At 71.2% G+C, this 24,990-nt stretch carries 25 protein-coding genes and 2 pseudogenes; 20 read left to right on the top strand and 7 right to left on the bottom strand.

Translation table 11 applies throughout. The features are described from left to right. Nucleotides 1-8 precede the first annotated feature (8 nt). From OG625_RS17510 to OG625_RS17485, 6 genes are all read left to right on the top strand, one after another. Nucleotides 9-797 carry a substrate-binding periplasmic protein gene (locus tag OG625_RS17510; RefSeq protein WP_329381546.1) on the top strand — a complete coding sequence of 263 codons (789 nt, stop codon included), beginning with the start codon at nucleotides 9-11 and terminating at the stop codon, nucleotides 795-797. A 22-nt stretch (nucleotides 798-819) separates the two neighbouring features. Further along, nucleotides 820-1,326 carry a flavin reductase family protein gene (locus OG625_RS17505; RefSeq protein ID WP_329381545.1) on the top strand — a complete coding sequence of 169 codons (507 nt, stop codon included), beginning with the start codon at nucleotides 820-822 and terminating at the stop codon, nucleotides 1,324-1,326. 139 nt (nucleotides 1,327-1,465) lie between these two features. Continuing rightward, nucleotides 1,466-2,761 (top strand): homoserine dehydrogenase, encoded by a 1,296-nt coding sequence (locus OG625_RS17500; RefSeq protein ID WP_329381543.1) that lies wholly within the window; start codon nucleotides 1,466-1,468, stop codon nucleotides 2,759-2,761. A gap of 129 nt (nucleotides 2,762-2,890) precedes the next feature. After that, nucleotides 2,891-3,325, top strand: coding sequence for a helix-turn-helix domain-containing protein (locus tag OG625_RS17495; RefSeq protein WP_329381541.1), 435 nt, complete (start codon nucleotides 2,891-2,893; stop codon nucleotides 3,323-3,325). Between the two features lie 17 nt (nucleotides 3,326-3,342). Further along, nucleotides 3,343-3,906 carry a hypothetical protein gene (locus OG625_RS17490; RefSeq protein ID WP_329381538.1) on the top strand — a complete coding sequence of 188 codons (564 nt, stop codon included), beginning with the start codon at nucleotides 3,343-3,345 and terminating at the stop codon, nucleotides 3,904-3,906. Nucleotides 3,907-4,031: 125 nt separating this feature from the next. After that, nucleotides 4,032-4,370: a DUF2516 family protein gene (locus tag OG625_RS17485; protein ID WP_329381535.1), complete on the top strand. Its 339-nt coding sequence runs from the start codon at nucleotides 4,032-4,034 to the stop codon at nucleotides 4,368-4,370. A gap of 56 nt (nucleotides 4,371-4,426) precedes the next feature. Here OG625_RS17485 and OG625_RS17480 read toward each other — a convergent pair whose 3' ends face one another. The 3 genes from OG625_RS17480 to OG625_RS17470 all read right to left on the bottom strand — a co-directional run bounded on the left by OG625_RS17480 (nucleotide 4,427) and on the right by OG625_RS17470 (nucleotide 8,348). Then, nucleotides 4,427-5,767 carry a PP2C family protein-serine/threonine phosphatase gene (locus OG625_RS17480; protein WP_329381532.1) on the bottom strand — a complete coding sequence of 447 codons (1,341 nt, stop codon included), beginning with the start codon at nucleotides 5,765-5,767 and terminating at the stop codon, nucleotides 4,427-4,429. Between the two features lie 390 nt (nucleotides 5,768-6,157). Then, a complete protein-coding gene (locus OG625_RS17475) occupies nucleotides 6,158-7,246 on the bottom strand; it encodes a C40 family peptidase (RefSeq protein ID WP_329390742.1) in 1,089 nt (362 codons plus the stop codon). Between the two features lie 259 nt (nucleotides 7,247-7,505). Continuing rightward, the gene (locus OG625_RS17470; RefSeq protein WP_329381530.1) at nucleotides 7,506-8,348 is read right to left on the bottom strand and encodes a class I SAM-dependent methyltransferase; all 843 of its coding nucleotides are present in this window, start codon (nucleotides 8,346-8,348) and stop codon (nucleotides 7,506-7,508) included. A gap of 207 nt (nucleotides 8,349-8,555) precedes the next feature. Here OG625_RS17470 and mshA point away from each other — a divergent pair, with 207 nt between their 5' ends. Together mshA and OG625_RS17460 are read left to right on the top strand one after the other, a co-directional pair. Then, entirely contained in the window at nucleotides 8,556-9,941 is a 1,386-nt protein-coding gene (gene mshA, locus OG625_RS17465; protein WP_443067730.1) for a D-inositol-3-phosphate glycosyltransferase, read from the top strand. Next, nucleotides 9,934-10,419 (top strand): YbjN domain-containing protein, encoded by a 486-nt coding sequence (locus tag OG625_RS17460; protein ID WP_329381528.1) that lies wholly within the window; start codon nucleotides 9,934-9,936, stop codon nucleotides 10,417-10,419. The genes mshA and OG625_RS17460 overlap by 8 nt, the downstream gene beginning before the upstream one ends. A gap of 34 nt (nucleotides 10,420-10,453) precedes the next feature. Here OG625_RS17460 and OG625_RS17455 read toward each other — a convergent pair whose 3' ends face one another. Then, the gene (locus tag OG625_RS17455; RefSeq protein WP_329381526.1) at nucleotides 10,454-11,746 is read right to left on the bottom strand and encodes an MDR family MFS transporter; all 1,293 of its coding nucleotides are present in this window, start codon (nucleotides 11,744-11,746) and stop codon (nucleotides 10,454-10,456) included. A gap of 151 nt (nucleotides 11,747-11,897) precedes the next feature. Between OG625_RS17455 and OG625_RS17450 the strand changes: the two genes are divergently transcribed. The 4 genes from OG625_RS17450 (at nucleotide 11,898) to OG625_RS17435 (ending at nucleotide 15,352) form a co-directional block, all read left to right on the top strand. Continuing rightward, nucleotides 11,898-12,659: a phosphoglyceromutase gene (locus OG625_RS17450; RefSeq protein WP_329381524.1), complete on the top strand. Its 762-nt coding sequence runs from the start codon at nucleotides 11,898-11,900 to the stop codon at nucleotides 12,657-12,659. Between the two features lie 140 nt (nucleotides 12,660-12,799). Beyond that, on the top strand, nucleotides 12,800-14,572 hold the full coding sequence (locus OG625_RS17445) for a hypothetical protein (protein ID WP_329381521.1): 1,773 nt from the start codon (nucleotides 12,800-12,802) through the stop codon (nucleotides 14,570-14,572). A gap of 33 nt (nucleotides 14,573-14,605) precedes the next feature. Further along, on the top strand, nucleotides 14,606-14,794 hold the full coding sequence (locus OG625_RS17440) for a hypothetical protein (RefSeq protein ID WP_329381520.1): 189 nt from the start codon (nucleotides 14,606-14,608) through the stop codon (nucleotides 14,792-14,794). Between the two features lie 198 nt (nucleotides 14,795-14,992). After that, nucleotides 14,993-15,352: a hypothetical protein gene (locus OG625_RS17435; RefSeq protein WP_329381518.1), complete on the top strand. Its 360-nt coding sequence runs from the start codon at nucleotides 14,993-14,995 to the stop codon at nucleotides 15,350-15,352. A gap of 85 nt (nucleotides 15,353-15,437) precedes the next feature. Here the strand turns inward: OG625_RS17435 and OG625_RS17430 are convergent, their stop codons facing one another. Further along, nucleotides 15,438-15,587: a hypothetical protein gene (locus tag OG625_RS17430; RefSeq protein WP_167344738.1), complete on the bottom strand. Its 150-nt coding sequence runs from the start codon at nucleotides 15,585-15,587 to the stop codon at nucleotides 15,438-15,440. Between the two features lie 116 nt (nucleotides 15,588-15,703). Further along, complete coding sequence (gene phoU, locus OG625_RS17425; protein WP_329381515.1) at nucleotides 15,704-16,381, bottom strand: phosphate signaling complex protein PhoU; 678 nt, start codon at nucleotides 16,379-16,381, stop codon at nucleotides 15,704-15,706. A 227-nt stretch (nucleotides 16,382-16,608) separates the two neighbouring features. On the opposite strand from phoU, the pseudogene OG625_RS17420 reads away from it, so the two are divergent. From OG625_RS17420 to OG625_RS17405, 3 genes and pseudogenes are all read left to right on the top strand, one after another. Continuing rightward, nucleotides 16,609-17,864, top strand: a pseudogene (locus tag OG625_RS17420) (sensor histidine kinase). Next, on the top strand, nucleotides 17,861-18,541 hold the full coding sequence (locus tag OG625_RS17415) for a response regulator transcription factor (protein ID WP_007265514.1): 681 nt from the start codon (nucleotides 17,861-17,863) through the stop codon (nucleotides 18,539-18,541). The pseudogene OG625_RS17420 and the gene OG625_RS17415 overlap by 4 nt, the downstream one beginning before the upstream one ends. A gap of 288 nt (nucleotides 18,542-18,829) precedes the next feature. Then, nucleotides 18,830-18,901 (top strand): annotated as a pseudogene (locus OG625_RS17405) (DNA-binding response regulator); the annotation flags it as partial. 103 nt (nucleotides 18,902-19,004) lie between these two features. On the opposite strand, the gene OG625_RS17400 reads toward OG625_RS17405, so the two are convergent. Then, on the bottom strand, nucleotides 19,005-19,697 hold the full coding sequence (locus tag OG625_RS17400) for a DUF461 domain-containing protein (protein ID WP_329381511.1): 693 nt from the start codon (nucleotides 19,695-19,697) through the stop codon (nucleotides 19,005-19,007). Between the two features lie 577 nt (nucleotides 19,698-20,274). Here OG625_RS17400 and OG625_RS17395 point away from each other — a divergent pair. The 5 genes from OG625_RS17395 to rlmB all read left to right on the top strand — a co-directional run bounded on the left by OG625_RS17395 (nucleotide 20,275) and on the right by rlmB (nucleotide 24,937). Next, on the top strand, nucleotides 20,275-20,757 hold the full coding sequence (locus OG625_RS17395) for a CarD family transcriptional regulator (RefSeq protein WP_003953493.1): 483 nt from the start codon (nucleotides 20,275-20,277) through the stop codon (nucleotides 20,755-20,757). A 293-nt stretch (nucleotides 20,758-21,050) separates the two neighbouring features. Then, entirely contained in the window at nucleotides 21,051-21,797 is a 747-nt protein-coding gene (gene ispD / locus OG625_RS17390; RefSeq protein ID WP_329381509.1) for a 2-C-methyl-D-erythritol 4-phosphate cytidylyltransferase, read from the top strand. Beyond that, a complete protein-coding gene (ispF, locus tag OG625_RS17385) occupies nucleotides 21,787-22,347 on the top strand; it encodes a 2-C-methyl-D-erythritol 2,4-cyclodiphosphate synthase (RefSeq protein WP_329381507.1) in 561 nt (186 codons plus the stop codon). The genes ispD and ispF overlap by 11 nt, the downstream gene beginning before the upstream one ends. A gap of 104 nt (nucleotides 22,348-22,451) precedes the next feature. After that, nucleotides 22,452-23,852 (top strand): cysteine--tRNA ligase, encoded by a 1,401-nt coding sequence (cysS, locus tag OG625_RS17380; protein ID WP_329381505.1) that lies wholly within the window; start codon nucleotides 22,452-22,454, stop codon nucleotides 23,850-23,852. Between the two features lie 113 nt (nucleotides 23,853-23,965). Then, nucleotides 23,966-24,937 (top strand): 23S rRNA (guanosine(2251)-2'-O)-methyltransferase RlmB, encoded by a 972-nt coding sequence (gene rlmB, locus OG625_RS17375; RefSeq protein WP_329381504.1) that lies wholly within the window; start codon nucleotides 23,966-23,968, stop codon nucleotides 24,935-24,937. Nucleotides 24,938-24,990: the final 53 nt, after the last annotated feature.

Raw genomic sequence — 24,990 nt, 5'->3', positions numbered from 1 at the left:
GTATCCGCGTGGGTCTTCAACGGAACACCCCGCCGTTCTCGTACGCGCCGACCGGGGACTTCCGGCCCGTCGGCTATTCCGTCGACCTGGCGCACCTGGTCCTCGCCAGGGTCTTCGGCGGTGCGGACCGGGTTCCCCCGCTGGAGGCGGTCGAGGTGACCTCCTCCACGAGGGAGGGGCAGCTCGCCGACGGCCTCATCGACATCGAGTGCGGATCGACGACGATCACGGAGGCGCGGCAGGCCCGCCACGCCTTCAGCCGGCCGATCTTCCGCACCTCTCACCGCATCGTGGTGAAGGCGGAGGCGTACCCGTCGCCGTCGGGGGCGCTGCGCGTGGTCGGCATCCAGGGCTCGACGAGCCAGGCCGCGCTGGAGGGCAGGGACGACGTCGGCTTCGAGTACGCCTTCGTCGGGGTGCCGTCCATCGGCGCCGCCTGGGAAGCGTTCCTCGGAGATCGGAACATCGGCGCCATGGTCGCGGACGAGGTGATCCTCAGGACCCTCCTGCAGGGCGGCGCGGCGCGCGCGGACCTCAGGCTGCTCGACGTGCGGCTGGGCGGAGAGTTCTACGGATTCATGATGCGGCACGAGGACAAGGAGCTCGTCCGTGCCGTGGACGAGGCCCTGGAGGAGGTATTCGATTCCATCGAATATCGCGAACTCCTCAGGTCGTGGTTTTTCGAGGAAATACCGGGTCTGGGTTTCGGTCTTGAAATGAGTCCGACGGACGAGGCATTTGTGCATACGGGGGACCGTCGGGCATGTCGGGAAGGAAGCGACGATGAAAACCACTGAAACCGAGTCCACATTGCAGGGCATGTTCAAGGAGGCCATGTCCTGCGTCGCCACACCCGTGTCGATCGTGACGGGCATGTCCGACGACGGTCAGCCTTTCGGGGCGACCGTCAGCGCGTTCACCTCGCTTTCGATCGATCCCGCGATGGTGCTGATCGCCCTCGACAGGAGGTCGCGGACGCTCGACATGATTCGCGAGTCCGGGCGTTTTGGACTCAACGTGCTCGGCGCCGACCAGGACGACCTGGCGATGGCGTTCGCGGCCAAGGGCGGCATCGACAAGTTCTACGGGACGAGTTGGAGCATCGACGCAGGTCTCCCGCGTATTTCGCAGGCGTCGGCCTGGGTCGCCTCGACCGTGGACGACCTGGTCGACGGTGGCGACCACGTCATCGTCCTCGGCCGCGTCGACGCCGCGGAATCGACCGGGGACAAGGCGCCGCTGGTCTACCACCGACGCAGTTTCGGAACCCATCTTCCGTACCGCGACCCCTCTCTCCTGGTGGGGGCTCCCCGAAGGCCCGCGTAGTGGTCCGTTCCGCCGAAGACGTCCCCGGGAAAGGGGGCGTCTTCGGCGGAACGAGTTGCCGATCGGGGCGCCGTCTCGCACTCTGAGAAATCGCCGGTATTCCATCTGGCGTACGGCCCGGGCATGTAGGATTTTCCCCATGGTAAACCATGTCAAAATTGGGCTGCTGGGGTGCGGAACCGTCGGTGAGGCTTTCGCCGAGTTGCTCGTCGAACGGCGTGCGTCGATCGAGGCCGTGACGGGAATTTCCCTCGATCTGGTGCGTATCGCGGTGCGCAATCCGGATAAACCGCGCTCGCCGAAACTGGACGCGGATCTGTTCACGGGAGACCCCCTCGACGTCGTCAAGGGGGAGGACGTCGACATCGTCGTCGAGCTCATCGGCGGCACGACGCCGGTCGGCGAGCTGATCACGACGGCGCTGGAGGCCGGCAAGCCGGTCGTGACCGCCAACAAGCAGCTCATCGGCAGCGCCGGCCCCGAGCTGTTCGCCGTGGCCGACCGGGCGGGGGTCGACCTCTTCTTCGAGGCCGCGGCCGTGGCCGCGGTGCCGATCCTGCGGCCCATCCGGGAGTCGCTGCTCGGCGAGGAGGTGACCCGAGTCGCCGGCATCGTGAACGGCACGACCAACTTCATGCTCACCCGCATGATGGGCGACGGCCTGAGCTTCGAGGAGGCCCTGGCGAACGCTCAGGAACTCGGGCTGGCCGAGCCCGACGCGACCGCCGACATCGAGGGCCACGACGCGGCGTCCAAGCTCGCGATCCTCGCGTCGCTGGCCTTCAACCGGTCCGTCGTCGCCGACGACGTCGACCGGGAGGGGATCGTCGGTCTCGAACTCGAAGACTTCGAACTGGCCGCGCAGTTCGGGTTCGACATCAAGCTCCTCGCCGTGGCCGAGCGGTTCGCCGACGGCCCGGAGGGAAGCGAGGAGATCGGGGCGCAGGTGTTCCCTGCCCTCATCGAACGCGACCACCCGCTGGCGAGCGTCCGCGACAGCTTCAACGCGGTGTTCGTCACCACCTCCGCCGCCGGGGAGCTCATGTTCTACGGCCACGGCGCCGGGCCCCGCCCGTCGGCGTCGTCCATCCTGGGTGACGTCGTCGCCGCGGCCGACCACCTGGTCCGCGGCACGCACCGCCGCGTCCCCGTCGGCACCCCCGCGGTGCTGCGGCCCACGCAGGACCTCCGGCACTCCTTCTACATCCGCACCGTGGTCGACGAAGCGCCGGGCGTCCTGTCCCAGGTGACGGGCGTTTTCGCGCGGCACGGCGTCTCGATCCGAAAGGTCGACCAGCACGGCTCGGAATCGCACGCGCGGGTCGTCTTCGTCACCTTCCCGGCGACCGAGCGCGCCCTGCACGGCGCGCTCGAGGAGCTGCGCGGGCTGGGCCACGTCCGTGACGTCAGCCGGGTGCTGCGCATCTACAAGTAGGGCTCCGGAGGCCCCGCAGACCCCGTGCCCCCGCCGTCGATCACCGTCGACTGCGGGGGCCCCGTCGTAGGTGGGAGCTCTTGCAAGCAGCTGCTTGCAAAAGTTAGCAAGGTGCGGCAGGATCGGGGCATGGCATCGCTCAACGTCGGAAACCTCGGCGAATACCTCCGTGAGCAGCGTCGGCAGGCCCAGCTTTCGCTGCGGCAGCTCGCCGACGCGGCGGGGGTGTCGAATCCGTACCTGAGTCAGATCGAGCGCGGGCTGCGCAAGCCGAGCGCGGACATCCTGCAGCAGCTGGCCAAGGCGCTGCGGATCTCCGCGGAGACGCTGTACGTGCAGGCCGGGATCCTGGACGAGCGGGACCGCGACGAGGTGGAGACGCGGGCCGTCATCCTCGCCGACCCGCTCATCAACGAGCGGCAGAAGCAGGTGCTGCTCCAGGTCTACGAGTCGTTCCGCAAGGAGAACGCGCTCGATGCGCCCGAGGTGCCCGGCACGCCAGACACGCCGGACACGCCCGAAGGACCCGCCGGCGAGACGCCGTCGAAGACGAACCGAACTTGATCCGGGAGGACCCGCACATGGCCATCGCCGATGACCTGAAGAAGACCCTCACCGACCCCACCCCGCTCTACTTCGCCGCCGGCACCGCCGACCTCGCCGTGCAGCAGGCCAGGAAGGTGCCGGGGCTCATCGAGCAGCTGCGCGCCGAGGCCCCCGCGCGCATCGAGGCCGTGAAGAACACCGACCCGAAGGTCGTGCAGGAGAAGGCCAGGGAAGCGGCCAAGGAGGCGCAGGAGGCGGTCACCGCCAAGGTCGCCGAGGTGCTCGGCGCGATCGACCCGAAGAAGCTCGGCGAGACCGCCCAGGACCTGGCGCTGCGCGGGGTCGGCGTCGCCGCGGAGTACGCCGTGCGCGCCAAGGAGACGTACGACAAGGTCGCCGAGCACGGTGAGCAGACCGTGCGTGCCTGGCGCGGCGAGGTCTCCGAGGAGATCGTCGACATCGCCGTGGCCGTCGAGCCCGAGCCCGAGGCGGCGCCGGAAGCGGCGTCGGAGCCGGTGGCCGAGGCCGCGCCCAGGAAGACCACCGCGCGCAAGAGCGCGTCGAAGAAGGCCGCGGCCGCTCCGGCCGAGGAGAGCTGAGGCTTATGAGTGCGACGGGCCGGGCACCTGGAGGGTGTCCGGCCCGTTGTGGTTCACGAGGGCGCCCGTGCCGGTAGCGTGGAAAGCACAGGCACAGGGAAGACGCATGAGAAGGCGGTCGCGCGATGCTGATGAACGGCTTCGATAACGGGGTGCTCCCGTTGCTCGGGTTCGCCATGCTGGTACTCGCCGTCGTGGCCTTCGTGGTCGCGCTGACGGCGCGCGAGGACGCCTATCGGGCCGCCGGGAAGCAGACCAAGACCTTCTGGCTGGTCATCCTCGGCATCACCGTCGTCGTGGACGCCTTCCTCGGGATGCTGTTCCTGCAGATCGCGGGCCTGGTCGCGACCATCGTGTTCTTCGTCGACGTCCGTCCCGCCCTCAAGCAGGTCTCGGGCGGCGGCCGGCGCAGCGGTGGCAGCAGCAGCGACGGGCCGTACGGGCCCTACAACGGCGGGCGGTAGTCCGCCGCGCGGTAGCCCGCCGCGGGCGGTCAAGCGCCCGTCAGCCCACCAGCCCGTCAGCCCTCGGCGCGTGAGAGCAGGACCACGGCCACGTCGTCGGTGAGCTCGCCGCCGTTGAGCCGGCGGGCCTCGGTGACGGAGGCCTCCAGCAGGCCCTCGCCGCTCAGGCCGCGGTCCAGGTGCCGGTTGATCATCTCGACCATGCCGTCCTGGCCGAGGCGCTCCTTGCCCTCGCCGATTTTGCCCTCGATCAGGCCGTCCGTGTAGAGCATCAGGCTCCACGTGCCGCCGAGCTCGACCTGCCGGCGGGGCCAGCGGGCGCGCGGCAGCAGTCCGAGTGCCGGGCCGCTGTTCTCGTACGGGAGCAGGCGCGCGGGTCGGCCCGGCCTGGAGATCAGCGGCGCCGGGTGGCCGGCCAGGCAGAGGCCCGCGCGGCGGCCGTCCGGGGAGATGTCGACGGTGCAGAGCGTCGCGAAGATCTCCTCGCAGGGGCGCTCCACCTCCAGGACCTCCTGGAGGGTGGCCAGCAGGTCGTCGCCGCACAGCCCGGCCAGGGTCAGGGCGCGCCACGCGATGCGGAGCTCGACGCCGAGGGCGGCTTCGTCGGGGCCGTGGCCGCAGACGTCTCCGATCATGGCGTGGACGGTGCCGTCCGGGGTGCGGACGGTGTCGTAGAAGTCGCCGCCGAGCAGGGCCCGGCTGCGGCCGGGGCGGTAGCGGGCGGCGAAGCGGAGGTCGGAGCCTTCGAGGAGGGGCGTGGGCAGCAGGCCGCGCTCCAGGCGGGCGTTCTCCTGGGCGCGCAGTTTCGATTCTGCGAGCTTGTACTGGGCGATGTCCGCCCGTTTTCTCTCCACCGCGTAGCGGATGGCGCGGCTCAGCAGTCGGCCGTCCAGCTCGTCGCGGAAGAGGAAGTCCTGGGCGCCGACCCGGACGGCCTCGGCGGCGCGCTCGGCGTCCGCCTCGGAGGTGAGGACGAGCACGGCGTGCCGGGGGGCGAGGCGGAGCACCTGGCGGAGGGTCGTCAGCCGGTCGACGGCCACGGTGGCGGCGCCGTTCGCGGCGGGCGCGCGGGTGCCCGTCTCCGGGAGGGACAGGTCGAGCAGGATGCAGTGCACGTCGGGCGTGAGCAGCCGCTCGGCCTCGACGAGGTTGCGGGCGCTGCGGAGCCGGATGCGGTGCCCGTCGGCGTCGAGGATCTCGGGGACCGTGAGCCCGCCGGCCGGGTCGTCCTCGATGACGAGGAGGGTCAGCGGAGTCGTGTGCGGGGTGGTGTGCGGGGTCGCCTGTGCGACGCCGGTGGCGGCGGGTGCGGCAGCGGGTGCCGCCGCGCCGTTCAGAACGGCCTGACCGCTCTCCGTGGCCGGGGTGTCCCTCTGCCGCGGTACGGGTACGGGCATCGTCTCCGGTTCCTTCCCTCCCCCCGAGGGTGCGCTCGTCCGGCAGACCCTAGCGGCCGGGCCGGGCAAGCGGAATGCCGCTGTGGATCAGGGCCTCCGGCATATGCCGTTATCGCGGGGGAAATTCGGCCCAACTGGATGACAAACGTCACGGCGGGGCCATGTTCCGTCCCGCCTGGCGAGACGCAAAGGGCGGCCGAACGGTTGCCTGCCAGGCCAGATCCCGGGGAAGAACCAGCCTCGCCGGCGTTTGAGGCGTGGGGGTCCCCCCGGACGGAGTCTGGTGGGGGCACCTCCCAGCGGTAGCTGGGGGAGAGGGTCCGGGGCGGAGCCCCGGCAGCGGCGCCGCACCCAGGACCCCGACCCACACGCCGAGCAACCCCGCAGGGGCTACGCGTCCGGCCGGACCACGGCCTTGATCGGCATGGAGCCCGCGCCCGCGATCGTGACGTTGCGGCCGGGGCGCGGGGCGTGGACCATCGCGCCGTCGCCGATGTACATCCCGACGTGGGTCGCGTCGTCGAAGTAGATGATCAGATCGCCCGGGCGCATGTCCTTGACCGCGACCTTCGGCAGCAGCCGCAGCTGCTCCTGCGAGGTGCGCGGGATGCCCTTGCCCGCCGCCCGCCAGGCCTGCGAGGTCAGCCCCGAGCAGTCGTACGAGCCCGGGCCCACGGCGCCCCAGACATACGGCTTGCCGATCTGGGCGGTGGCGAACTGCACGGCCCGCTGTCCGGCGTCCGTCGCGGTGCCGCTGACGTCCTTCATCGCGCCCGTCGACAGCCACGCCGTCTGCGCCTTGTACTGGGCTTCCTGCTCCAGCTGGATCAGCCGGGCCTTCTCCTCGGCCTGGAGCTTGTTCTCCAGTTCCTCCGCCGCCTTGATCTTCGCCTCGATCTCCTTCTTGGCGGCTTCCTGCTTGACCCGGTTGGCCTCCAGGATCGCCCAGCGCGCGCTCGCGTCCGCCGCGTAGCGCTGCAAGTCGTGCTGGGTGCGGTCCAGTTCCGAGAGCATGTCCGAGGTGGCCTTCTCGCCCTGGCGCAACCGCTTGGCCCCGTCGAGGAACTGGCCCGGGTCCTCGCTCAAGGCCAGCTGCGCGCCGGGGGACAGGCCGCCCGAGCGGTACTGGGCGCGGGCGGCGGCGCCGGCGCGGCTCTTGAGGGTGTCGATCCGCGCCTGCCCGGCCACGATCAGGTTGGCCAGCTCGACGATCTTGTCCGACTGGGCCTTGGTCTCGGCCTCGGCCTGGTTGTAGGCCTCCGTGGCGGCGCCCGCCTGGTGGTACAGGCCCTCTATCTCCTTGTGGACCTGCTCCAGGGACTTGGCGCCCGGCTCCGGCGCCGCGGGGGCGGCCGGCGCCGCCGGCGCGGCCGGTTCCGCGTAGGCGGTGCCCGTCGCAAGGCCCGGCGCCGTCAGTATCGCCATCGCGCAGAGCAGTACGAGAGCGCTCGCGCCCCGCCTTTGCCTCACGGCCCCCATGGTCCCCCCAGGCGTCATTAACTGACTATCCATCAGTAACTTGTTACTGCCATCCGGGATGGTGCCACGAGTAGATGAAATCCAACACCCTTGTGGATGTCTTCCGATCTTGCCCGTGCCGCCTGGGCCGCCCCGTGCCGCCATGGCCGCCGGTCCGGCCGAACGACCGTCAGCCGGCCGCCCCGCGGATCCATTTCAACGCCCCACCCCGCACGACTCAACGGGCCACTCGGGCCACCGGTTCCCCGGCCCGCCGTATTCACCCCACCGGGCGCAGCGCCTCCCAGCGCACCGTCAGTTCCCCCTGCCGCCACCGCCCCGGACCGTCCGCCAGCGGCCAGTCGCCCGCCAGGGCGCGCGCCGTCCGGATCCAGCGCTGCCGCGCCCCGTAGGAGGCGTACGGGGCCGCCGCCGCCCACGCCCGGTCGAAGTCCCGCAGGAACGCGTGCACCGGCTCACCCGGCACGTTCCGGTGGATCAGCGCCTTCGGCAGCCGCTCGGCGAGGTCCGAGGGACGCTCCAGGGAGCCCAGCCGCGTCGCGAACGTCACCGTGCGCGGCCCCTCCGGGCCCAGCGCCACCCACACGTGCCGCCGCCCGATCTCGTCGCAGGTGCCCTCCACCAGCAGCCCGCCCGGGGCGAGGCGCGCGCACAGCCGCCCCCACACCTGCTCGACCTGCTCCTCGTCGTACTGGCGCAGCACGTTCGCCGCACGGATCAGCGCCGCGTGGCCCACCGGATCCCCGGCCGTGCCGTCCAGCGGCACCTCGAAGCCGCCGTGCCGGAAGCTCAGCCCCTCCCGCTCGTACGGCTTCGCGCCCGCGACCCGCGCCGGCTCGATCTCGATGCCGACCACCCGCACCCGGGGCGCCGCCTCCCGCAGTCGCGCCAGCAGCTCGACCGCCGTCCAGGGCGCGGCCCCGTAGCCGAGGTCCACCGCGACCGGAGCTTCGGCCCGGCGCAGCGCGGCCCCGTGGGTGGCCGCGATCCAGCGGTCCATGCGGCGCAACCGGTTCGGGTTGGTCGTCCCGCGCGTCACCGAGCCCACGGGGCGGCCGGTAGACCGGCTGGCGGAAGGGGACGGGGTGTTGCGGGAGACCATGCGCCGAGGGTAAGCGGAGGGTCCGCGCCGCAGGAAAACCGTGCCTCCCGCAAGAAAAATTGCGGAATCCCGGACCATCCCGGAATGCGGGGGACCGCCATCCGGGTTGCACTCCTTAGCAGGGCGCCCCGCGCGCCCCCGTCCGCATGCCCGCCACCCGAACGGGTCCGTCCGAGCGTCGTCGTCCGAGCGAGAGGAACTGCTCCCTTGAGCCAGTACGTGTCCCGCATCGGCGGCAGTATCGGCGGCCGCCTGGCCGCCGCCCGCGCGACCCGCCACGAGCCGCCGAGGCTGCGCCTGCCGGCCGCCGTCGGCGGTCACCGCAAGCCGCGCCGCGTCGCCATGCTCAGCGTGCACACCTCGCCGCTCCACCAGCCCGGCACCGGCGACGCCGGCGGGATGAACGTGTACATCGTGGAGCTGGCCCGCCGCCTCGCCGCGATCAACATCGAGGTCGAGATCTTCACCCGGGCCACCACCGGCGGGCTGCCGCCCGTCGTCGAGCTCGCGCCCGGGGTCCTCGTACGGCACGTGGACGCGGGACCGTACGAAGGCCTCGCCAAGGAGGAGCTCCCGGCCCAGCTGTGCGCCTTCACCCACGGCGTCATGCAGGCCTGGGCCGGCCACCGCCCCGGCTACTACGACCTCGTCCACTCCCACTACTGGCTCTCCGGCCACGTGGGCTGGCTTGCCGCCGAACGCTGGGGCGTCCCCCTCGTACACGCCATGCACACCATGGCCAAGGTCAAGAACGCCGCGCTCGCCGAGGGTGACACGCCCGAGCCCGCCGCCCGCGTCATCGGCGAGACCCAGATCGTGGCCGCCGCCGACCGCCTCATCGCGAACACCGCCGAAGAGGCCGACGAGCTCGTACGGCACTACGAGGCCGACCCCTCCAAGGTGGCCGTCGTCCACCCCGGCGTGAACCTCGACCGCTTCACCGTCGCCGACGGCCGCGCCGCCGCCCGCGCCCGCCTCGGCCTGCCGCAGGACGCCGTCATCCCGCTCTTCGCCGGACGCATCCAGCCCCTGAAGGCCCCCGACATCCTGCTGCGCGCCGTCGCCGTCCTCGTCGACCAGGACCCCTCGCTTCGCCGCCGGCTCTTCGTCCCCGTCGTCGGCGGCCCCAGCGGAAGCGGACTGGCCAAGCCGGAGGGGCTGCAGAAGCTCGCCGCGAAGCTCGGCATCACCGACCTCGTGCACTTCCACCCGCCCGTCGCGCAGGACGGGCTCGCCGACTGGTTCCGGGCCGCGTCCGTGCTGGTCATGCCCTCGTACAGCGAGTCCTTCGGGCTCGTCGCCATCGAGGCCCAGGCCACCGGCACGCCGGTACTGGCCGCCGAGGTCGGCGGACTGCCCGTCGCCGTCAACGACGGGGCGACGGGGATCCTCGTACCCGGACACGACCCGGTGGACTACGCGCGGGAGCTGCGGCGCTTCATCGACGAGCCGGAGCTCACCGACCGGATGGGCGCGCAGGCCGCACGGCACGCGCAGTTCTTCGGCTGGGACACCGCCGCGAGCGCCACGGCCGACGTGTACACGGCAGCGATGCACGATCACCGCCGTCGCGTACGCTCCCACCATGGCTGACACCGCCGCGATCATCGAGAGCGCCCTGACCGAGGCCGGACTGTCGTGGGAGAGCCCCGAGCCGGGCTCGTACGTCGTCCAGCTCCCCGGCACCCGCAAGCTGAGCACCACCTGCTCGCTGCGGATCGGCCGGCACTCCCTGTCGGTGAACGCCTTCGTGATCCGCCACCCCGACGAGAACGAGGCCGGCGTCCACCGCTGGCTGCTGGAGCGCAACCTCAAGCTGTACGGCCTGAGCTACGCCGTCGACCGCCTCGGGGACGTCTACCTCACCGGCCGGCTGCCCCTCTCGGTGGTGAACCCGGAGGATCTGGACCGGCTGCTCGGCACCGTCCTGGAGGGGGCCGACGGCGCCTTCAACACCCTGCTGGAGCTGGGCTTCGCGAGCGCGATCCGCCGCGAGTACGAGTGGCGCGTCTCCCGCGGCGAACCGACCTACAACCTCGACGCCTTCAAGCACCTGACGCAGCCGTCCTGACCCGCGGCTGCGGCGTCCCGGCAGCGGAGCCGCGCTACGCCTCGGTGGCGGTCGGAAGCGGTACGGCCTTCGGTGCGGCGGGGCCCGCGGCCGCAGCCGCGTCCGTACCCGTACCCGGGTCACCCTCGGCGAGACTGCGCATGAGCATCCAGTACCCGAGCCCCGCGACCGTGCCCAGCACCGCCGTCGTCCCCCACAGCCACTCCGCCCCGTGCCGGTCGATGACCGCGCCGGCCAGCAGCGGGGCGACGAGCGAGGCCACGGCCCACGACATCGTGTACATGCCCTGGTAGCGGCCCCGCCCGTGCAGCGGGGACAGCCGCACGACCAGGCTCATCTGGGTCGGCGAGTTGATGATCTCGGCCAGCGTCCACACGCACACCGTCAGCGCGAGCGCCCCGACGGATCCGCCGAAGGCCGTGAGCCCGAACCCGTACCCGGCCAGCAGCGCCGAGATCACCAGCAGCTTCTGCGGGTCCCGGTGCTCGATGAACCGGGTGACCGGGATCTGCAGCACCACGATCATCACGCCGTTCACCGCGGCGACCAGGCCGTAGTCGGCGCTGGAGAAGCCCGCGGACCCCATCGCCAGCGGCAGGCCGAAGGAGCCCTGCATGAAGATCAGCGAGATCAGGAACGACAGCCCCACGACCCCCATGAACCGCCCGTCGCGCAGCACCGTGCCCAGCCCGATCTCCGGCTCCCCGGCCGCCGAACCCGCGGCGCCCTTCTCGGGCCGCGACTCGGGAAGCTTCAGGAACACGAGGACCGCGCAGACCAGCGTCAGCGCCGCCTCGCCCAGGAAGCCGGCGAGGTAGCTGTACTCGGCGATGAAACCGGCGACGGTCGCGGAGACGGCGAAGCCCAGGTTGATCGCCCAGTAGTTCAGCGCGAAGGCCCGCACCCGGTCCTCGGGACGCACGATGTCCGCCATCATCGCCTGCACCGCGGGCCGCGACGCGTTCGAGGCCATGCCGACCAGCAGAGCCACCGCGGCGATGGCCGCCGGGTGCTCCATGAAGCCCAGCAGCGCCACCGAGAGCGCGGTCGCGACGTTCGCCGCGAGCAGCGTCGGCCGCCGCCCGAGCCGGTCGGTCATGACACCGGCGACCAGTGACGAAATGACCCCGCCGAGCCCGTGGAGGGCGACCACAAGTCCCGCGAAGGAGGCCGAGTAGCCCCTGTCCAGGGTCAGGTACAAGGTCATGAAGGTGGCGACGAAGGCCCCGAGCCGGTTGACCAGGGTGCTCGCCCAAAGCCACCAGAACGCCGTCGGCAGCCCCGACACGCTCTCCCGGGCGGCCCGTCTCATGCTCGCAACGGACATAAGGAATCCCCCCGGAGGTGTAAGCGTCACTTGACCTTGACGCACATTACGAGCGGCCGCCTCCGGGCGCTACCCAATTGACGCGGACCGTCAATCGGCGCCACCGAGGACCGCGCGCGGGCGCCCTCGCACTTCCATTAGGCTCGTACGCATGGCCGACGCACCGTACAAGCTGATCCTCCTCCGCCACGGCGAGAGCGACTGGAACGCGAAGAACCTGTTCACCGGCTGGGTGGACGTCAACCTCACCGAAAAGGGCGAGAAGGAGGCGATCCGCGGCGGTGAGCTGCTGAAGGACGCCGGCCTGCTGCCCGATGTCCTGCACACCTCCCTGCAGAAGCGCGCGATCCGCACCGCGCAGCTCGCCCTGGAGTCCGCGGACCGCCACTGGATCCCGGTGCACCGCTCCTGGCGCCTGAACGAGCGCCACTACGGTGCGCTCCAGGGCAAGGACAAGGCGCAGACCCTCGCCGAGTTCGGCGAGGAGCAGTTCATGCTGTGGCGCCGCTCGTACGACACCCCGCCGCCGGTACTCGAGGACGGTACGGAGTTCTCGCAGTCCGAGGACCCGCGCTACGCGTCGATCCCGAACGAGCTGCGTCCGCGCACCGAGTGCCTCAAGGACGTCGTCGAGCGCATGCTGCCGTACTGGTACGACGGCATCGTCCCGGACCTGCTGACCGGCCGCACGGTCCTGGTCGCCGCGCACGGCAACTCCCTGCGCGGCCTGGTCAAGCACCTCGACGGCATCTCCGACGCCGACATCACGGGCCTGAACATCCCGACCGGCATCCCGCTCGTCTACGACCTGGACGCCGCCTTCAAGCCCCTCAACCCGGGCGGCACCTACCTCGACCCGGACGCCGCCGCGGCCGCCATCGAGGCCGTCAAGAACCAGGGCAAGAAGAAGTAGCAGCAGCGATCATGCCCCTGACCTGCACACATGGTGCAGGTCAGGGGTTTTCGTTTGCGCCGGGCCACGGCGAGGTGATCGCATAGGATTTTGTGAAGATCGGTTCAGGGGGAGCCGGTCTCGGACTCGGGGGAATCCACATGCGAACGACCAACCGTGCCCTGGCCGCGACGGCCGGGGCACTGCTGCTCTCCGGCCTGCTGCCGTTCCAGAGCGCACTGGCCGACACCCAGCAGCTGCCCAAGCTCTGGAACTTCTGTACGAACGGTTCGGGCGGCAGCCTCTTCGATCCGGCGGAGAAGCCGGTGACCGTGCCGGGCGGCGAGGACGCCGGCTCCGGCTGCTGGATCAACTTCAGCATCCCCGACAGCGGCACGACCTGGACCGCCACTGACCTGCAACTGACGCTCGCCGCCGAGTCGGTGGCGGCTTCGGGGTACTCCCCGCAGCAGCTGGCCCGGATGCTGCAGGTCCGCACCAACTACGAAGCCACCGAGTGGGGCGACGACTGGACCGTGCACCACTGGACGGTCACCCCGGACGGCGCGCTGACGCTGACGATCCCGGCCTGCACCACCAACTGCTCCGGGGTGTTCCTCCAGTTGTCCGGCGCGCCCCGGGAGCGGGACGTCGTACTGAAGGCCGAGATCAAGGCCACCGGTCCCGGCTACGACCCCGCCCCGATGCCGATGTCGTTCGACTACTTCGGCCGCGCGGGCACCAAGCCGGTCACCTTCGGCACCCCCGGCACCTTCGTGCCGGTGACGCCCACCCGACTGCTGGACACCCGCAGCGGCGCCGGCGCACCGGCGGCCAAGATCGGTGCCGGCGAGACGGCCAACGTGCGGATCGCGGGCCGGGCCGGCGTACCCGCCGAGGGCGTCACCGCGGTGGTCCTGAACGTGACGGCCACCAACGCGACCGCGGGCAGCTACGTCACCGCCCACGCGCACGGCACCTTCCGGCCGACCGCCTCCAACATCAACTTCACCGCCGGGCAGACCACTCCCAACCAGGTCACCGTCCCGGTCGGAGCCGACGGCACGGTCAACCTCTACAACTTCGCCGGGACCGTCGACCTGATCGCCGACATCAGCGGCTACTACCTGGCCGGGGACAGCGGGCAGCGCTTCACCGGCGTCAGCCCGAAGCGGCTGCTGGACACCCGCGACCCCTGGCTCAACCCGACCACCCCGACGCGGCCGTTCGGACCGGTCGGGGCGGGCGGGACCATCAACCTGGACGTCGCCAAGAGCTACCCCGAGGCCAAGGCGGTGACCCTGAACGTGACGGCCACCAACCCGACCGCGGGCAGCTACGTCACCGCCTACCCGCACGGCACCACCCGGCCGACGGCCTCCAACCTCAACTTCACCGCCGGGCAGACCGTCCCCAACCAGGTCACGGTCCCGGTCGGAGCCGACGGCACGGTCGACCTCTACAACTTCGCCGGGACGGTCGACCTGGTCGCCGACATCAGCGGCTACTACTCCGCCACCGGCTCGAAGTTCGTCCCGACCGGGCCCACCCGCGTGCTGGACACCCGGGAGGCCCCGGGCACGCCGCTCGGCGAGCACGACGAGCTGGACATCCAGCCCAACTCGTGGAAGTTCGGCATCCCGCCGTTCGGTGTCACCGGCGTGACCATGAACGTCACCGCGACCGGCGGCACGGCCGCCAGCCACCTGTCGGCGCACCCCAGCTCGGGCTGCGACCGCTACCAGGGCATGTGGCCGCAGTACTCGAACCTCAACTTCACCGCCGGGCAGACCATCGCGAACGCGGTGACCGGCCAGGTTCCCGCGCTGAACTACTGCGGGCTGAACAAGTGGGCCGACGCGGTGACCATCTACAACCACGCGGGCTCCGTGGACGTGATCGCCGACGTGAGCGGGTACTTCCTCCAGGACTGACCCCGCACGGCGACGGACGGAGGGCGGACGCACGTGAGCAGAAGGCGGTACGTGGCCAGGGGAGTGCCCGGGGGCTACCGGATCTGGGACAACAAGGGGCGGCACTGGTGGGGCGACCACTACGAGCTCTGTCCGGACGACCTGCTGACCGAGCTGAACGGCGGGGCCGACCACGCGAAGATCACCGCGCTCCTCAAGAGGTACCGCGCGCTCAAGAGGTGACGCCGCGGGTCAAGGAGCGGGCCGGGAAGTAGCCCACACGCGCGAACGAGCCCCCTACCTGCGGTTTCACCCGCAGGGTGGGGGCTCGTCGCACGCCGGTCCGGATGCGCGGGCCAGACGGGGGGATCGGCAGGGCCGAACGGGCGACGGGCGTGCGGGAGCGGTGACCGGGGGCGGCGTCCGGACGTTTCCCCCGGCATGAAGATCAATCGATTCTCCGCGGTCGGCGCCCTCGCCGGCGTAGTCCTGCTGGCCGGTGGCGCCCCCGCGCAGGCGGACCCGCTGCTCGACCTCATCGACAACCTCAACATCTCGGACCTCAACGTCTCGAGGGTCCTCAGCAACCCGGCGGTCGTCGTGACCAACGGCGGCTCGACCACGCTCCAGCAGGCCGAGCCGCTGCTGGCGCCTCTCGCCCCGGTCGCCGCCCCGGCCGCTCCCGCCGCCGCGCCCGCCGCTCCCGCCAAGCCGGCCGTCGCCCCCGCCGCCCCCAAGCGCACCGTGCAGGCCGCCCCCGTCCTGCCGGGCGGTGCCGCGCGCGTCGACATCGCGCCGTAGCACCGGCTGCCCCCTGACCCGTGTACGCACGAGGGCCCCGTCCGGTCTCGGACGGGGCCCTCGCGTGCGCACGCACGTGCGGCGGTCAGCCGCCGCACTGGCAGGGGGCGCCGGACTGGCAGCCGCAGCCGCAGCCCGAGCCGCAGCCGCAGGCCGCCAGCAGCGGGAGCCTCAGTGGCTCCGGCCTCGGCGGCTGCTCCTGCTCCGGGGTGATCGGGACGGGGGAATCGGGCATGGTTCCTCCTCGCAGGCGACGAACGGGAAGTCGTGCTGCCTTCGCCTCATTCATGCCCACCCACACCGGCGCGTCAACGGCGCATTGGCGCAGCGACCCGAGCGACCCGGAGAGGATCAGGCGCCGTCGACGACCGTCGGCTGCTGGAGGTCGTCCGCGTGCTCGCCCGTCACCAGGTACACCACGCGCTTGGCCACCGACACCGCGTGGTCCGCGAAGCGCTCGTAGTAGCGGCCCAGCAGCGTCACGTCCACCGCGGTCTCGATGCCGTGCTTCCAGCGGTCGTCCATCAGGTGCTGGAACAGCGTGCGGTGCAGCTGGTCCATCTCGTCGTCGTCCTGCTCCAGCTGGAGCGCCAGGTCGACGTCCTTCGTGATGATGACTTCGGCCGCCTTCGCCATCAGGCGCTGCGCCAGCTGCCCCATCTCCAGGATCGTGGCATGCAGGTCCCGCGGCACCGCCGTTTCCGGGAAGCGCAGCCGGGCGAGCTTCGCCACGTGCTGGGCCAGGTCGCCGCTGCGCTCCAGGTCCGCGCTCATGCGCAGCGAGGTCACGACGATGCGCAGGTCGGTGGCGACCGGCTGCTGGCGGGCCAGCAGGGCGATGGCGCGCGCCTCCAGGTCGTGCTGCAGGTCGTCGACCTTCTGGTCGCCGGCGATGACGCTCTCGGCGAGCTTCAGATCGGCGTCGAGCATGGACGTCGTGGCCCGCCCGATCGCGGAACCGACGAGCCGGGCCATCTCGACCAGGCCTTCTCCGATCGAGTCCAGTTCCTCGTGGTACGCGTCGCGCATGTCTCGTGTCCCTCTCTCGACCTACTGCTACTGCTCTACTGCGGCTGCTCTCACTGCCGTGGGGGGCCTGTCCGCGCCCCACGCTTTCACGATGAACCGCAAACGCGTCCGACTCCGGCATCACAAATGAATCAACCCCGTCGCCAGAGTGAACTCTGGGCGACGACTGTTCGAGGTGCCACCCGAACGGCTGTGGAAGTGTCGCCGAGCCTGCTTAACCTGGATCCATGGACGTGAACGCGGCGGTCGCCGCAGCTGCAGCGATTGCCGGTCTTTGCACCGGCGTCATCGCGATGCTGGCGTTCCGCTGGAGCGAGCGCGACCAAGCCCGCCCCACCCGGAGCTCCATGCGCCCCGACATCAACGCGGTACTGCCGCCCGGCGTGGACACCGTCCTCTCCGTGCTGCGGTCCTCCGCCGTGGTGCTCGACGAGGGCGACGCCGTGGTCAAGGCGAGCTCCGCCGCGTATGCCCTCGGGCTGGTGCGCGGCGGCAAGCTCGCCGTGGAGCCCATGCTCCACATGGCCCGCGACACCCGCCGCGACGGGGAAATACGCCAGGTCGAGCTCGACCTGCCCCGGCGCGGCACCGGCCGCGGCGAGGCCCTCGCCGTCTCGGCCCGCGTGGCGCCGCTGGGCTCGCGCCTGGTGCTGCTGCTGGTCGAGGACCTCACCGAAGCCCGCCGCATCGAGGCAGTGCGCCGCGATTTCGTCGCCAACGTGTCGCACGAGCTGAAGACGCCGGTGGGCGCGATCTCCCTGCTCTCCGAAGCCGTCATGGACGCCGCGGACGACCCCGAGGCGGTCAGCCGCTTCGCCGGCCGCATGCAGATAGAGGCCACCCGGCTGATCAACCTCGTCCAGGAGCTCATCGACCTCTCCCGGGTCCAGAACGACGACCCGCTGGAGGACGCCGAGCCCGTCCGGGTGGACACCCTGGTGGCGGAGGCCATAGACCGCTGCCGCCACACGGCGTCCTCCAAGCAGATCACCATGGCCGCGGGCGGCACCGCCGACCTGCGCGTCTGGGGCAACCGCGGACAGCTCGCGGCAGCCCTCGGAAATCTGGTCGAGAACGCCGTCAACTACAGCCCGGCCCGTACCCGCGTCGGCATAGCCGGACGCAGGGTTTCGGCACCCGGGGGAGACTTGATCGAGATCGCCGTGACCGACCAGGGCATCGGCATCCCGGAAAAGGACCGCGAGCGCATCTTCGAGCGCTTCTACCGCGTGGACCCGGCCCGCTCCCGCGCCACGGGAGGCACCGGCCTCGGCCTTGCGATCGTGAAGCACGTGGCGGCCTCGCACGGCGGGGAGGTGTCGGTGTGGAGCTCGGAGGGCCAGGGATCCACCTTCACCCTCAAACTCCCCGAAGCGGCGGCGCAGGCCCCGGCGCCGGACCGTCACACCCACCCCACCCCCGCCTGACCCAGTCACCGCCAGAAACCGCTCCAGCCATTCCTGCCCCGGAGGTCCTTCCGTGACCCGAGTGCTTGTCGTCGAGGATGAGGAATCCTTCAGCGACGCCCTGTCCTACATGCTCCGCAAGGAGGGCTTCGAGGTCGCCATCGCGGCCACCGGGCCCGACGGGCTCGACGAGTTCGAGCGCAACGGCGCCGACCTCGTCCTCCTCGACCTGATGCTCCCCGGCCTGCCCGGCACGGAGGTCTGCCGGCAGCTGCGCGGCCGCTCCAACGTCCCCGTGATCATGGTGACCGCCAAGGACAGCGAGATCGACAAGGTCGTCGGGCTGGAGATAGGAGCAGATGACTACGTCACCAAGCCCTTCTCCTCGCGCGAGCTGGTCGCCCGCATCCGCGCGGTCCTGCGCCGCCGCGGCGAGCCGGAGGAGGTCACCCCGGCAGCGCTGGAGGCGGGCCCCGTACGGATGGACGTCGACCGCCACGTGGTCACCGTCGCCGGCGCCAAGGTGGACCTCCCGCTGAAGGAGTTCGACCTGCTGGAGATGCTCCTGCGCAACGCGGGCCGCGTGCTGACCCGCATGCAGCTGATCGACCGGGTCTGGGGCGCGGACTACGTCGGCGACACCAAGACCCTCGACGTCCACGTCAAGCGCCTGCGCGCCAAGATCGAGCCGGACCCGGGGGCCCCGCGCTACCTGGTGACGGTCCGCGGTCTCGGCTACAAGTTCGAGCCGTAAGCCGACGGCGTCGCCGCGGCCCCGGGGCCGGCCGGAGGCCGGCGCAGCGTCCCGAAGCCGGTGAGGCCCCCGGGGCCGCGCCGTGCGAGGGGCGCACGCGGGATGGGGCTCGAGCCGGACCCGGGGGCCCCGCGCTACCTGGTGACGGTCCGCGGTCTCGGCTACAAGTTCGAGCCGTAAGCCGACGGCGTCGCCGCGGCCCCGAGGCCGGCCGGAGGCCGGCGCAGCGTCCCGAAGCCGGTGAGGCCCCCGGGGCCGCGCCGTGCGAGGGGCGCACGCGGGATGGGGCTCGAGCCGGACCCGGGGGCCCCGCGCTACCTGGTGACGGTCCGCGGCCTCGGCTACACGTTCGAGCCGTAAACCGGAATGACGGGAAGGGCCCCGGCCGCTGATGCGGCCGGGGCCCTTCCCGTTTGCTTACGCGCCGAGCGCCGGCGCGGCTACTGCTGCGCGGCCACGGGCCTCAGTGGCCGGTGCCGTGCGAGGCGGAGCCGGACGGGGAGCCCGACGGGGCACCCGAGACCGCACCCGACGGGGAGCCCGAGGTGGAACCGGACGGCGTGCCCGAGGGGGACCCGGCGGGGCTGCCGGACGGGGTGCCCGAGGGCGTGCCCGACGGCGTGGAGCCGGGGGCGGCCGGGGCCGCGGTCGGGCCGAAGCCCGCGTACATGCCGGTGGCGGGGACCACGAAGGCCTCCAGCGGGACGTCGCCCGTGCTGCTCAGCTGGAAGACGACCTTCTGCGCGTCGCCGACCTTGCCGGCCTCCGCGCCGTCCTCGATCACGGCCGAGGCGTTGCCCTTGCCGCCCAGGATCACGGACCCGCCGGCCGGCACGGTGACCTTGCCGGTACCCGAGGCCGCCTTCAGGACGACCTTGCCCTTGGCACCCGGGAGGGTGATGGCGTCGAGGGTCTGCGGCTTGTCGCCGGCGTTGAAGACCGTCGCCGACACTGCGGCGGGACCCTTCTTGCCCTTCTCGCCCTGGGTGATCACCAGAGCGTTCTGGATCTTGATCTCGCCCTTGGTGGCGGCGGCGTTGTCCGGCCTGATCTGGAGGGACTGGGCGTCATTGCCCGCACCGCAGGCGGCCAGCGAGGCGATCGAGAACACGACGGCGGTGGCGGCGAGGGCGCCGCGTCGAAGGCTGCGGCTCACGGCGGCGGCATCTCCTTGGACGTACAGAACGGAAGGGTGGGCGCTCGGAACGGCCGGGGTAAAGCCGCTCTAAGGGTGTGTCAGCGCGCTTAGGTTACCGAGCCGCCACCCCGCCCCCGCACCCGACCCTCCGCAGCGGGGCGACCACCCTCACCCGCATCCCGTGATCTTTCATTCCGCTCGTCGATCATGTGGTGCCCGCATAACGCGACGCGAGCCCCGTTGATCAAATTCCGAGATTCCTTCGAACGGCGCTCCGTGATCAATTCGGGATTGGTCCGGAACCGATCCGTACGGGCGCCCGCCAGTCGAACGGAGTAGTTCGGTTTCCCGGCTCGAAAACCGGCAAAACGGGACGTACGTCACACTGGCGGTGGTGTCGGGGAGGTGTAGCGTGGCCCTTTCCCCTGGTCCGCACAGCACCCCCGACCTGCGAATACCCCCTTCCGGGAGGCTTCCGCAGCACGTTCCAGTCGCTGTTGTCAAGCCCCGAGATGTGCCCTGACCTGCGAAAACGCCATTCATAACGGTCAGTTCTCGTGTTACCCTGGATAGCCACGGAAGGGGTACCTGTCACATGACGTTCAAGGTTGGCGACACCGTGGTCTATCCCCATCACGGGGCCGCGCTGATCGAGGCCATTGAGACTCGCCAGATCAAAGGCGTGGACAAGACCTACTTGGTGCTCAAGGTTGCCCAGGGTGACCTGACGGTTCGCGTGCCTGCGGACAATGCGGAGTTCGTCGGTGTTCGCGACGTAGTCGGCCAGGACGGTCTGGACCGGGTCTTCGAGGTGCTTCGCGCACCGTACGCAGAAGAGCCGACGAACTGGTCCCGGCGCTACAAGGCAAATCTGGAGAAGCTCGCTTCTGGCGATGTCATCAAGGTCGCCGAAGTGGTGCGTGACCTGTGGCGTCGTGAGCGTGAGCGCGGGCTTTCCGCGGGCGAGAAGCGCATGCTCGCGAAGGCGCGTCAGATCCTGGTGAGCGAGCTCGCGCTCGCTGAGAACACGAACGAGGACAAGGCCGAGGCCCTCCTCGACGAGGTTCTCGCGTCCTGACGCGAGGCCCCGTACTCAAGGTCACCACGTTCACCAGAACAGGGTGTACACAGTTGTGCCGCGGTGCCCGATGACACGGTCCCTCCTCCACGAGGGACCTGTTGCCGGGCGCTGCGGCATGTCTGTACCCACGCCTTTTGATCTACCTTTTCAGCACCCGCCACCTCGATGGTGTGCCGGGTCCGGGCAGCCTGCTCGACCGGTCGTCACGGAAGGGGCGAGGGCGTCGCACCCGGCACGCTTCAGGCCATACCCATGTCGGCCGAAGTCACAAACCTGGCTCGGAGCTACTGATGTCTGACGAAACGCGCCCCCACCGCACCGCCGCGGTGATCCCGGCCGCCGGCCGCGGGGTACGCCTCGGCCCCGGCGCCCCCAAGGCCCTGCGGGCCCTCGGCGGCACCCCGATGCTCGTCCACGCCGTCCGTGCGATGGCCCGCTCCCGCGCGATCTCCCTCGTGGTGGTCGTCGCACCCTCCGACGGAGCCGACGAGGTCCGCCTCCTGCTCGCCGAGCACGCACTGCCCGAGCGGGCCGAGATCCTCGTCGTCCCCGGCGGGGAGACCCGCCAGCAGTCCGTGCGCGCCGGCCTGGACGCGCTCCCGCAGGACGTCACCTCCGTACTCGTCCACGACGCGGCCCGCCCCCTGGTCCCCGTCGACACCGTGGACGCCGTCATCGAGGCCGTCCGCGACGGAGCCCCGGCCGTGGTGCCCGGCCTGCCGCTGGCCGACACCGTCAAGGAAGTCGAGCCCGGCAAGCCCGGCGAGCCCGAGCCCGTCGTCGCCACGCCCGAGCGGGCCCGGCTGCGCGCCGTACAGACCCCGCAGGGCTTCGACCGGGACACCCTCGTACGGGCCCACGCCGCGATCGCCGTCGACGGCGAGGGCGCCACCGACGACGCCGGGATGGTGGAGCGCCTCGGCGTCACCGTCACCGTGGTCCCCGGCCACGAAGAGGCCTTCAAGGTCACCCGCCCCCTCGACCTGGTCCTCGCCGAGGCCGTACTCGCCCGCAGGAGGGCCACCGATGCGTACTAGCTCCGCAGGTTCGGCAGATCAGGCCGCGGACGGCTCCGCGACCCCCGCCCCGGCCGCCGCCCAGGCGCCGCTGATCCCGCTCGTCGGCATCGGCACCGACGTGCACGCCTTCGAGACCGGCCGCGAGCTGTGGTGCGCCGGACTGCTGTGGGAGGGCGAGGACGGCCTCGCCGGACACTCCGACGGCGACGTCGCCGCCCACGCCGCCTGCGACGCCCTCTTCTCCGCCGCCGGCGTCGGCGACCTCGGCGCCCACTTCGGGACCTCCCGCCCCGAGTGGTCCGGCGCCGCCGGAGTCACCCTCCTGGCGGAAGCCGCGCGCATCGTCCGCGCCGAGGGCTTCGAGATCGGCAACATCGCGATTCAGGTCATCGGCGTACGTCCGAAGATCGGCAAGCGGCGCGAAGAGGCACAGAAGGCGCTCGGCGCCGCGGCGGGCGCCCCCGTCTCCGTCTCCGGCACCACCACCGACGGACTGGGCCTCACCGGCCGCGCCGAAGGCCTCGCCGCCATCGCCACCGCACTCGTGTACCGGACGAACCGGGCCTGAATGCGCGTCGAGACGGCCCTCGACGACACATCTTGGGCAACAAAGGTGCCCCACGTCCCCAAAGGGTCGCGGGGCACTGCTATGTGCGCACTACCCTGGATGCCGTGACTATTCGCCTGTACGACACCAGCGCCCGGCAGATCCGTGACTTCACCCCGCTCGTTCCGGGCTGCGTCTCGATCTACCTCTGTGGCGCCACCGTCCAGGCGGCCCCGCACATCGGCCACATCCGGTCGGGCCTCAACTTCGACATGATGCGCCGCTGGTTCGAGTACCGGGGCTACGAGGTCACCTTCATCCGCAACGTCACGGACATCGACGACAAGATCATCGCGAAGTCCGCGGAGCAGCGCCGCCCCTGGTGGTCCATCGGCTACGAGAACGAGCGCGCCTTCAACGACGGCTACTCCGCCCTCGGCTGCCTCCCGCCCACCTACGAGCCCCGCGCCACCGGCCACGTCACCGAGATGGTCGAGATGATGCGCGGGCTCATCGAGCGCGGCCACGCCTACGAGTCCGAGGGCAACGTCTACTTCGACGTGAAGTCGTACCCCGGCTACCTCTCGCTGTCCCGCCAGGAGCTCGACAACATCCGCCAGCCGGAGTCCACCGGCGAGACCGGCAAGCGGGACCCCCGCGACTTCGCCATGTGGAAGTCCGTCAAGCCCGGCGAGCCCTCCTGGGAGACCCCCTGGGGCCGCGGCCGTCCCGGCTGGCACCTCGAATGCTCCGCCATGGCGCACAAGTACCTCGGCGAGGCCTTCGACATCCACGGCGGCGGACTCGACCTGATCTTCCCGCACCACGAGAACGAGATCGCCCAGGCCAAGGCCTTCGGCGACGAGTTCGCGAAGTACTGGGTGCACAACGCCTGGGTCACCATGTCCGGCGAGAAGATGTCCAAGTCCCTCGGGAACTCGGTTCTCGTCTCCGAGATGGTCAAGCAGTGGCGCCCCATCGTGCTCCGCTACTACCTCGGCACCCCGCACTACCGCTCGATGATCGAGTACAGCGAGGAGGCCCTGCGCGAGGCGGAGTCCGCCTTCGCCCGGATCGAGGGGTTCTACCAGCGCGTCATCGAGAAGGCCGGCCAGGTCGTCGAGCCCGCCGCCGAGGTGCCGCCCGCCTTCGCCGAGGTCATGGACGACGACCTCGGCGTCCCGCAGGCGCTCGCCATCGTCCACACCGCCGTCCGCCAGGGCAACAGCGCGCTGGCCGCCGACGACAAGGACGAGGCCATCGCGCGCCTGTCCGAGGTACGGGCCATGCTGGGCGTCCTCGGCCTGGACCCGCTCGACCCGCACTGGGCCGAGGAGGGCGACCGGGGCGAGGACCTCCACGGCGCCGTCGACACCCTCGTCCGCCTCGTCCTGGAACAGCGCGAGTCCGCCCGCGCCCGCAAGGACTGGGCCACCGCCGACGCCATCCGCGACCAGCTCCAGCAGTCGGGCCTGGTCATCGAGGACAGCCCCACCGGACCGCGCTGGACGCTCGGCCCCCGCTGAGCGAGGCCGGCCCGGTCAGCCCGGGCAGCTGAGCTTGGTGTGCTGCCCGGCGCTCCGGGCGGCACACTCTTCATACGTACATATCGCAGCATCAACGAAAACAGGTAGAAGTCATGGCCGGGAACAGCCAGCGCAGGAACCGCCGCACGTCCAACAAGAAGGGCGCGACGGTCGGCAGCGGTGGCCAGCGGCGCAAGGGCCTGGAAGGCAAGGGCCCCACGCCCAAGGCCGAGGACCGCAAGAAGCACAAGGCCAACCGCATCAGCAACGCGATGGCCCGCCAGGCCGCCAAGCGCCGCCCGGCCCCCCGCCGCGGCGGTCCCAAGGGCACCAGCGAGATGGTCGTCGGCCGCAACCCGGTCTTCGAGGCGCTGCGCGACGGTGTACCGGCCACGACCCTGTACGTCCAGCAGTTCATCGACAACGACGAGCGCGTCCGCGAGGCCCTCCAGCTCGCCGCCGAGCGCGGCAACATCAACCTGATGGAAGCCCCGCGCCCCGAGCTCGACCGGATGACCAACGGGCTCAACCACCAGGGCCTGGTCCTCCAGGTCCCGCCGTACGAGTACGCGCACCCGGAGGACCTCACCGCCGCCGCGTACGACAACGGCGAGGACCCGCTGATCGTCGCCCTCGACGGGGTCACCGACCCGCGCAACCTCGGTGCGATCGTCCGCTCCGTCTCCGCCTTCGGCGGCCACGGCGTGGTCATCCCCGAGCGCCGCGCCGCCGGCATGACCGCCGGTGCGTGGAAGTCCTCGGCCGGCACCGCCGCCCGTACCCCGGTCTCCCGCGTCACCAACCTGACCCGCGCCCTCCAGGAGTACAAGAAGGCCGGCATCGCCATCGTCGGCCTCGCCGCCGAGGGCCAGCACACGGTCAACGACCTGGACGCGCTCGTCGGCCCCGTCGTCATCGTCGTCGGCTCCGAGGGCAAGGGCCTCGGCCGCCTCGTCGGCGAGAACTGCGACTACCTCGTGCGCATCCCGATGCCGGGCGGCGCCGAGTCGCTCAACGCCGGTGTCGCCGCGGGCGTCGTGCTCTACGAAGCGGCCCGCCGCCGCGCGGCAGCCCCGCGCACCTGACCCCGCGCCCGGCCGCGCCCGACCCGCGCTTGATCCACTTGGCTCACGGAATG

It is taken from the genome of Streptomyces sp. NBC_01351 (assembly GCF_036237315.1).
Lineage (GTDB): Bacteria > Actinomycetota > Actinomycetes > Streptomycetales > Streptomycetaceae > Streptomyces.
Note: the sequence above shows the minus strand (reverse complement) of the source record. Positions and strands in the feature narration are given on the sequence as shown.

Bases quoted from the DNA above. Each gene is read 5' to 3' on its own strand.
- OG625_RS17505 (WP_329381545.1), top strand. From the start codon at position 820: ATGTTCAAGGAGGCCATGTCCTGCGTCGCCACACCCGTGTCGATCGTG.
- OG625_RS17500 (WP_329381543.1), top strand. From the start codon at position 1,466: ATGGTAAACCATGTCAAAATTGGGCTGCTGGGGTGCGGAACCGTCGGT.
- OG625_RS17495 (WP_329381541.1), top strand. From the start codon at position 2,891: ATGGCATCGCTCAACGTCGGAAACCTCGGCGAATACCTCCGTGAGCAG.
- OG625_RS17490 (WP_329381538.1), top strand. From the start codon at position 3,343: ATGGCCATCGCCGATGACCTGAAGAAGACCCTCACCGACCCCACCCCG.
- OG625_RS17485 (WP_329381535.1), top strand. From the start codon at position 4,032: ATGCTGATGAACGGCTTCGATAACGGGGTGCTCCCGTTGCTCGGGTTC.
- OG625_RS17480 (WP_329381532.1), bottom strand. From the start codon at position 5,767: ATGCCCGTACCCGTACCGCGGCAGAGGGACACCCCGGCCACGGAGAGC.
- OG625_RS17475 (WP_329390742.1), bottom strand. From the start codon at position 7,246: ATGGGGGCCGTGAGGCAAAGGCGGGGCGCGAGCGCTCTCGTACTGCTC.
- OG625_RS17470 (WP_329381530.1), bottom strand. From the start codon at position 8,348: ATGGTCTCCCGCAACACCCCGTCCCCTTCCGCCAGCCGGTCTACCGGC.
- OG625_RS17460 (WP_329381528.1), top strand. From the start codon at position 9,934: ATGGCTGACACCGCCGCGATCATCGAGAGCGCCCTGACCGAGGCCGGA.
- OG625_RS17455 (WP_329381526.1), bottom strand. From the start codon at position 11,746: ATGTCCGTTGCGAGCATGAGACGGGCCGCCCGGGAGAGCGTGTCGGGG.
- OG625_RS17450 (WP_329381524.1), top strand. From the start codon at position 11,898: ATGGCCGACGCACCGTACAAGCTGATCCTCCTCCGCCACGGCGAGAGC.
- OG625_RS17445 (WP_329381521.1), top strand. From the start codon at position 12,800: ATGCGAACGACCAACCGTGCCCTGGCCGCGACGGCCGGGGCACTGCTG.
- OG625_RS17435 (WP_329381518.1), top strand. From the start codon at position 14,993: ATGAAGATCAATCGATTCTCCGCGGTCGGCGCCCTCGCCGGCGTAGTC.
- OG625_RS17430 (WP_167344738.1), bottom strand. From the start codon at position 15,587: ATGCCCGATTCCCCCGTCCCGATCACCCCGGAGCAGGAGCAGCCGCCG.
- phoU (WP_329381515.1), bottom strand. From the start codon at position 16,381: ATGCGCGACGCGTACCACGAGGAACTGGACTCGATCGGAGAAGGCCTG.
- OG625_RS17395 (WP_003953493.1), top strand. From the start codon at position 20,275: ATGACGTTCAAGGTTGGCGACACCGTGGTCTATCCCCATCACGGGGCC.
- ispD (WP_329381509.1), top strand. From the start codon at position 21,051: ATGTCTGACGAAACGCGCCCCCACCGCACCGCCGCGGTGATCCCGGCC.
- ispF (WP_329381507.1), top strand. From the start codon at position 21,787: ATGCGTACTAGCTCCGCAGGTTCGGCAGATCAGGCCGCGGACGGCTCC.
- rlmB (WP_329381504.1), top strand. From the start codon at position 23,966: ATGGCCGGGAACAGCCAGCGCAGGAACCGCCGCACGTCCAACAAGAAG.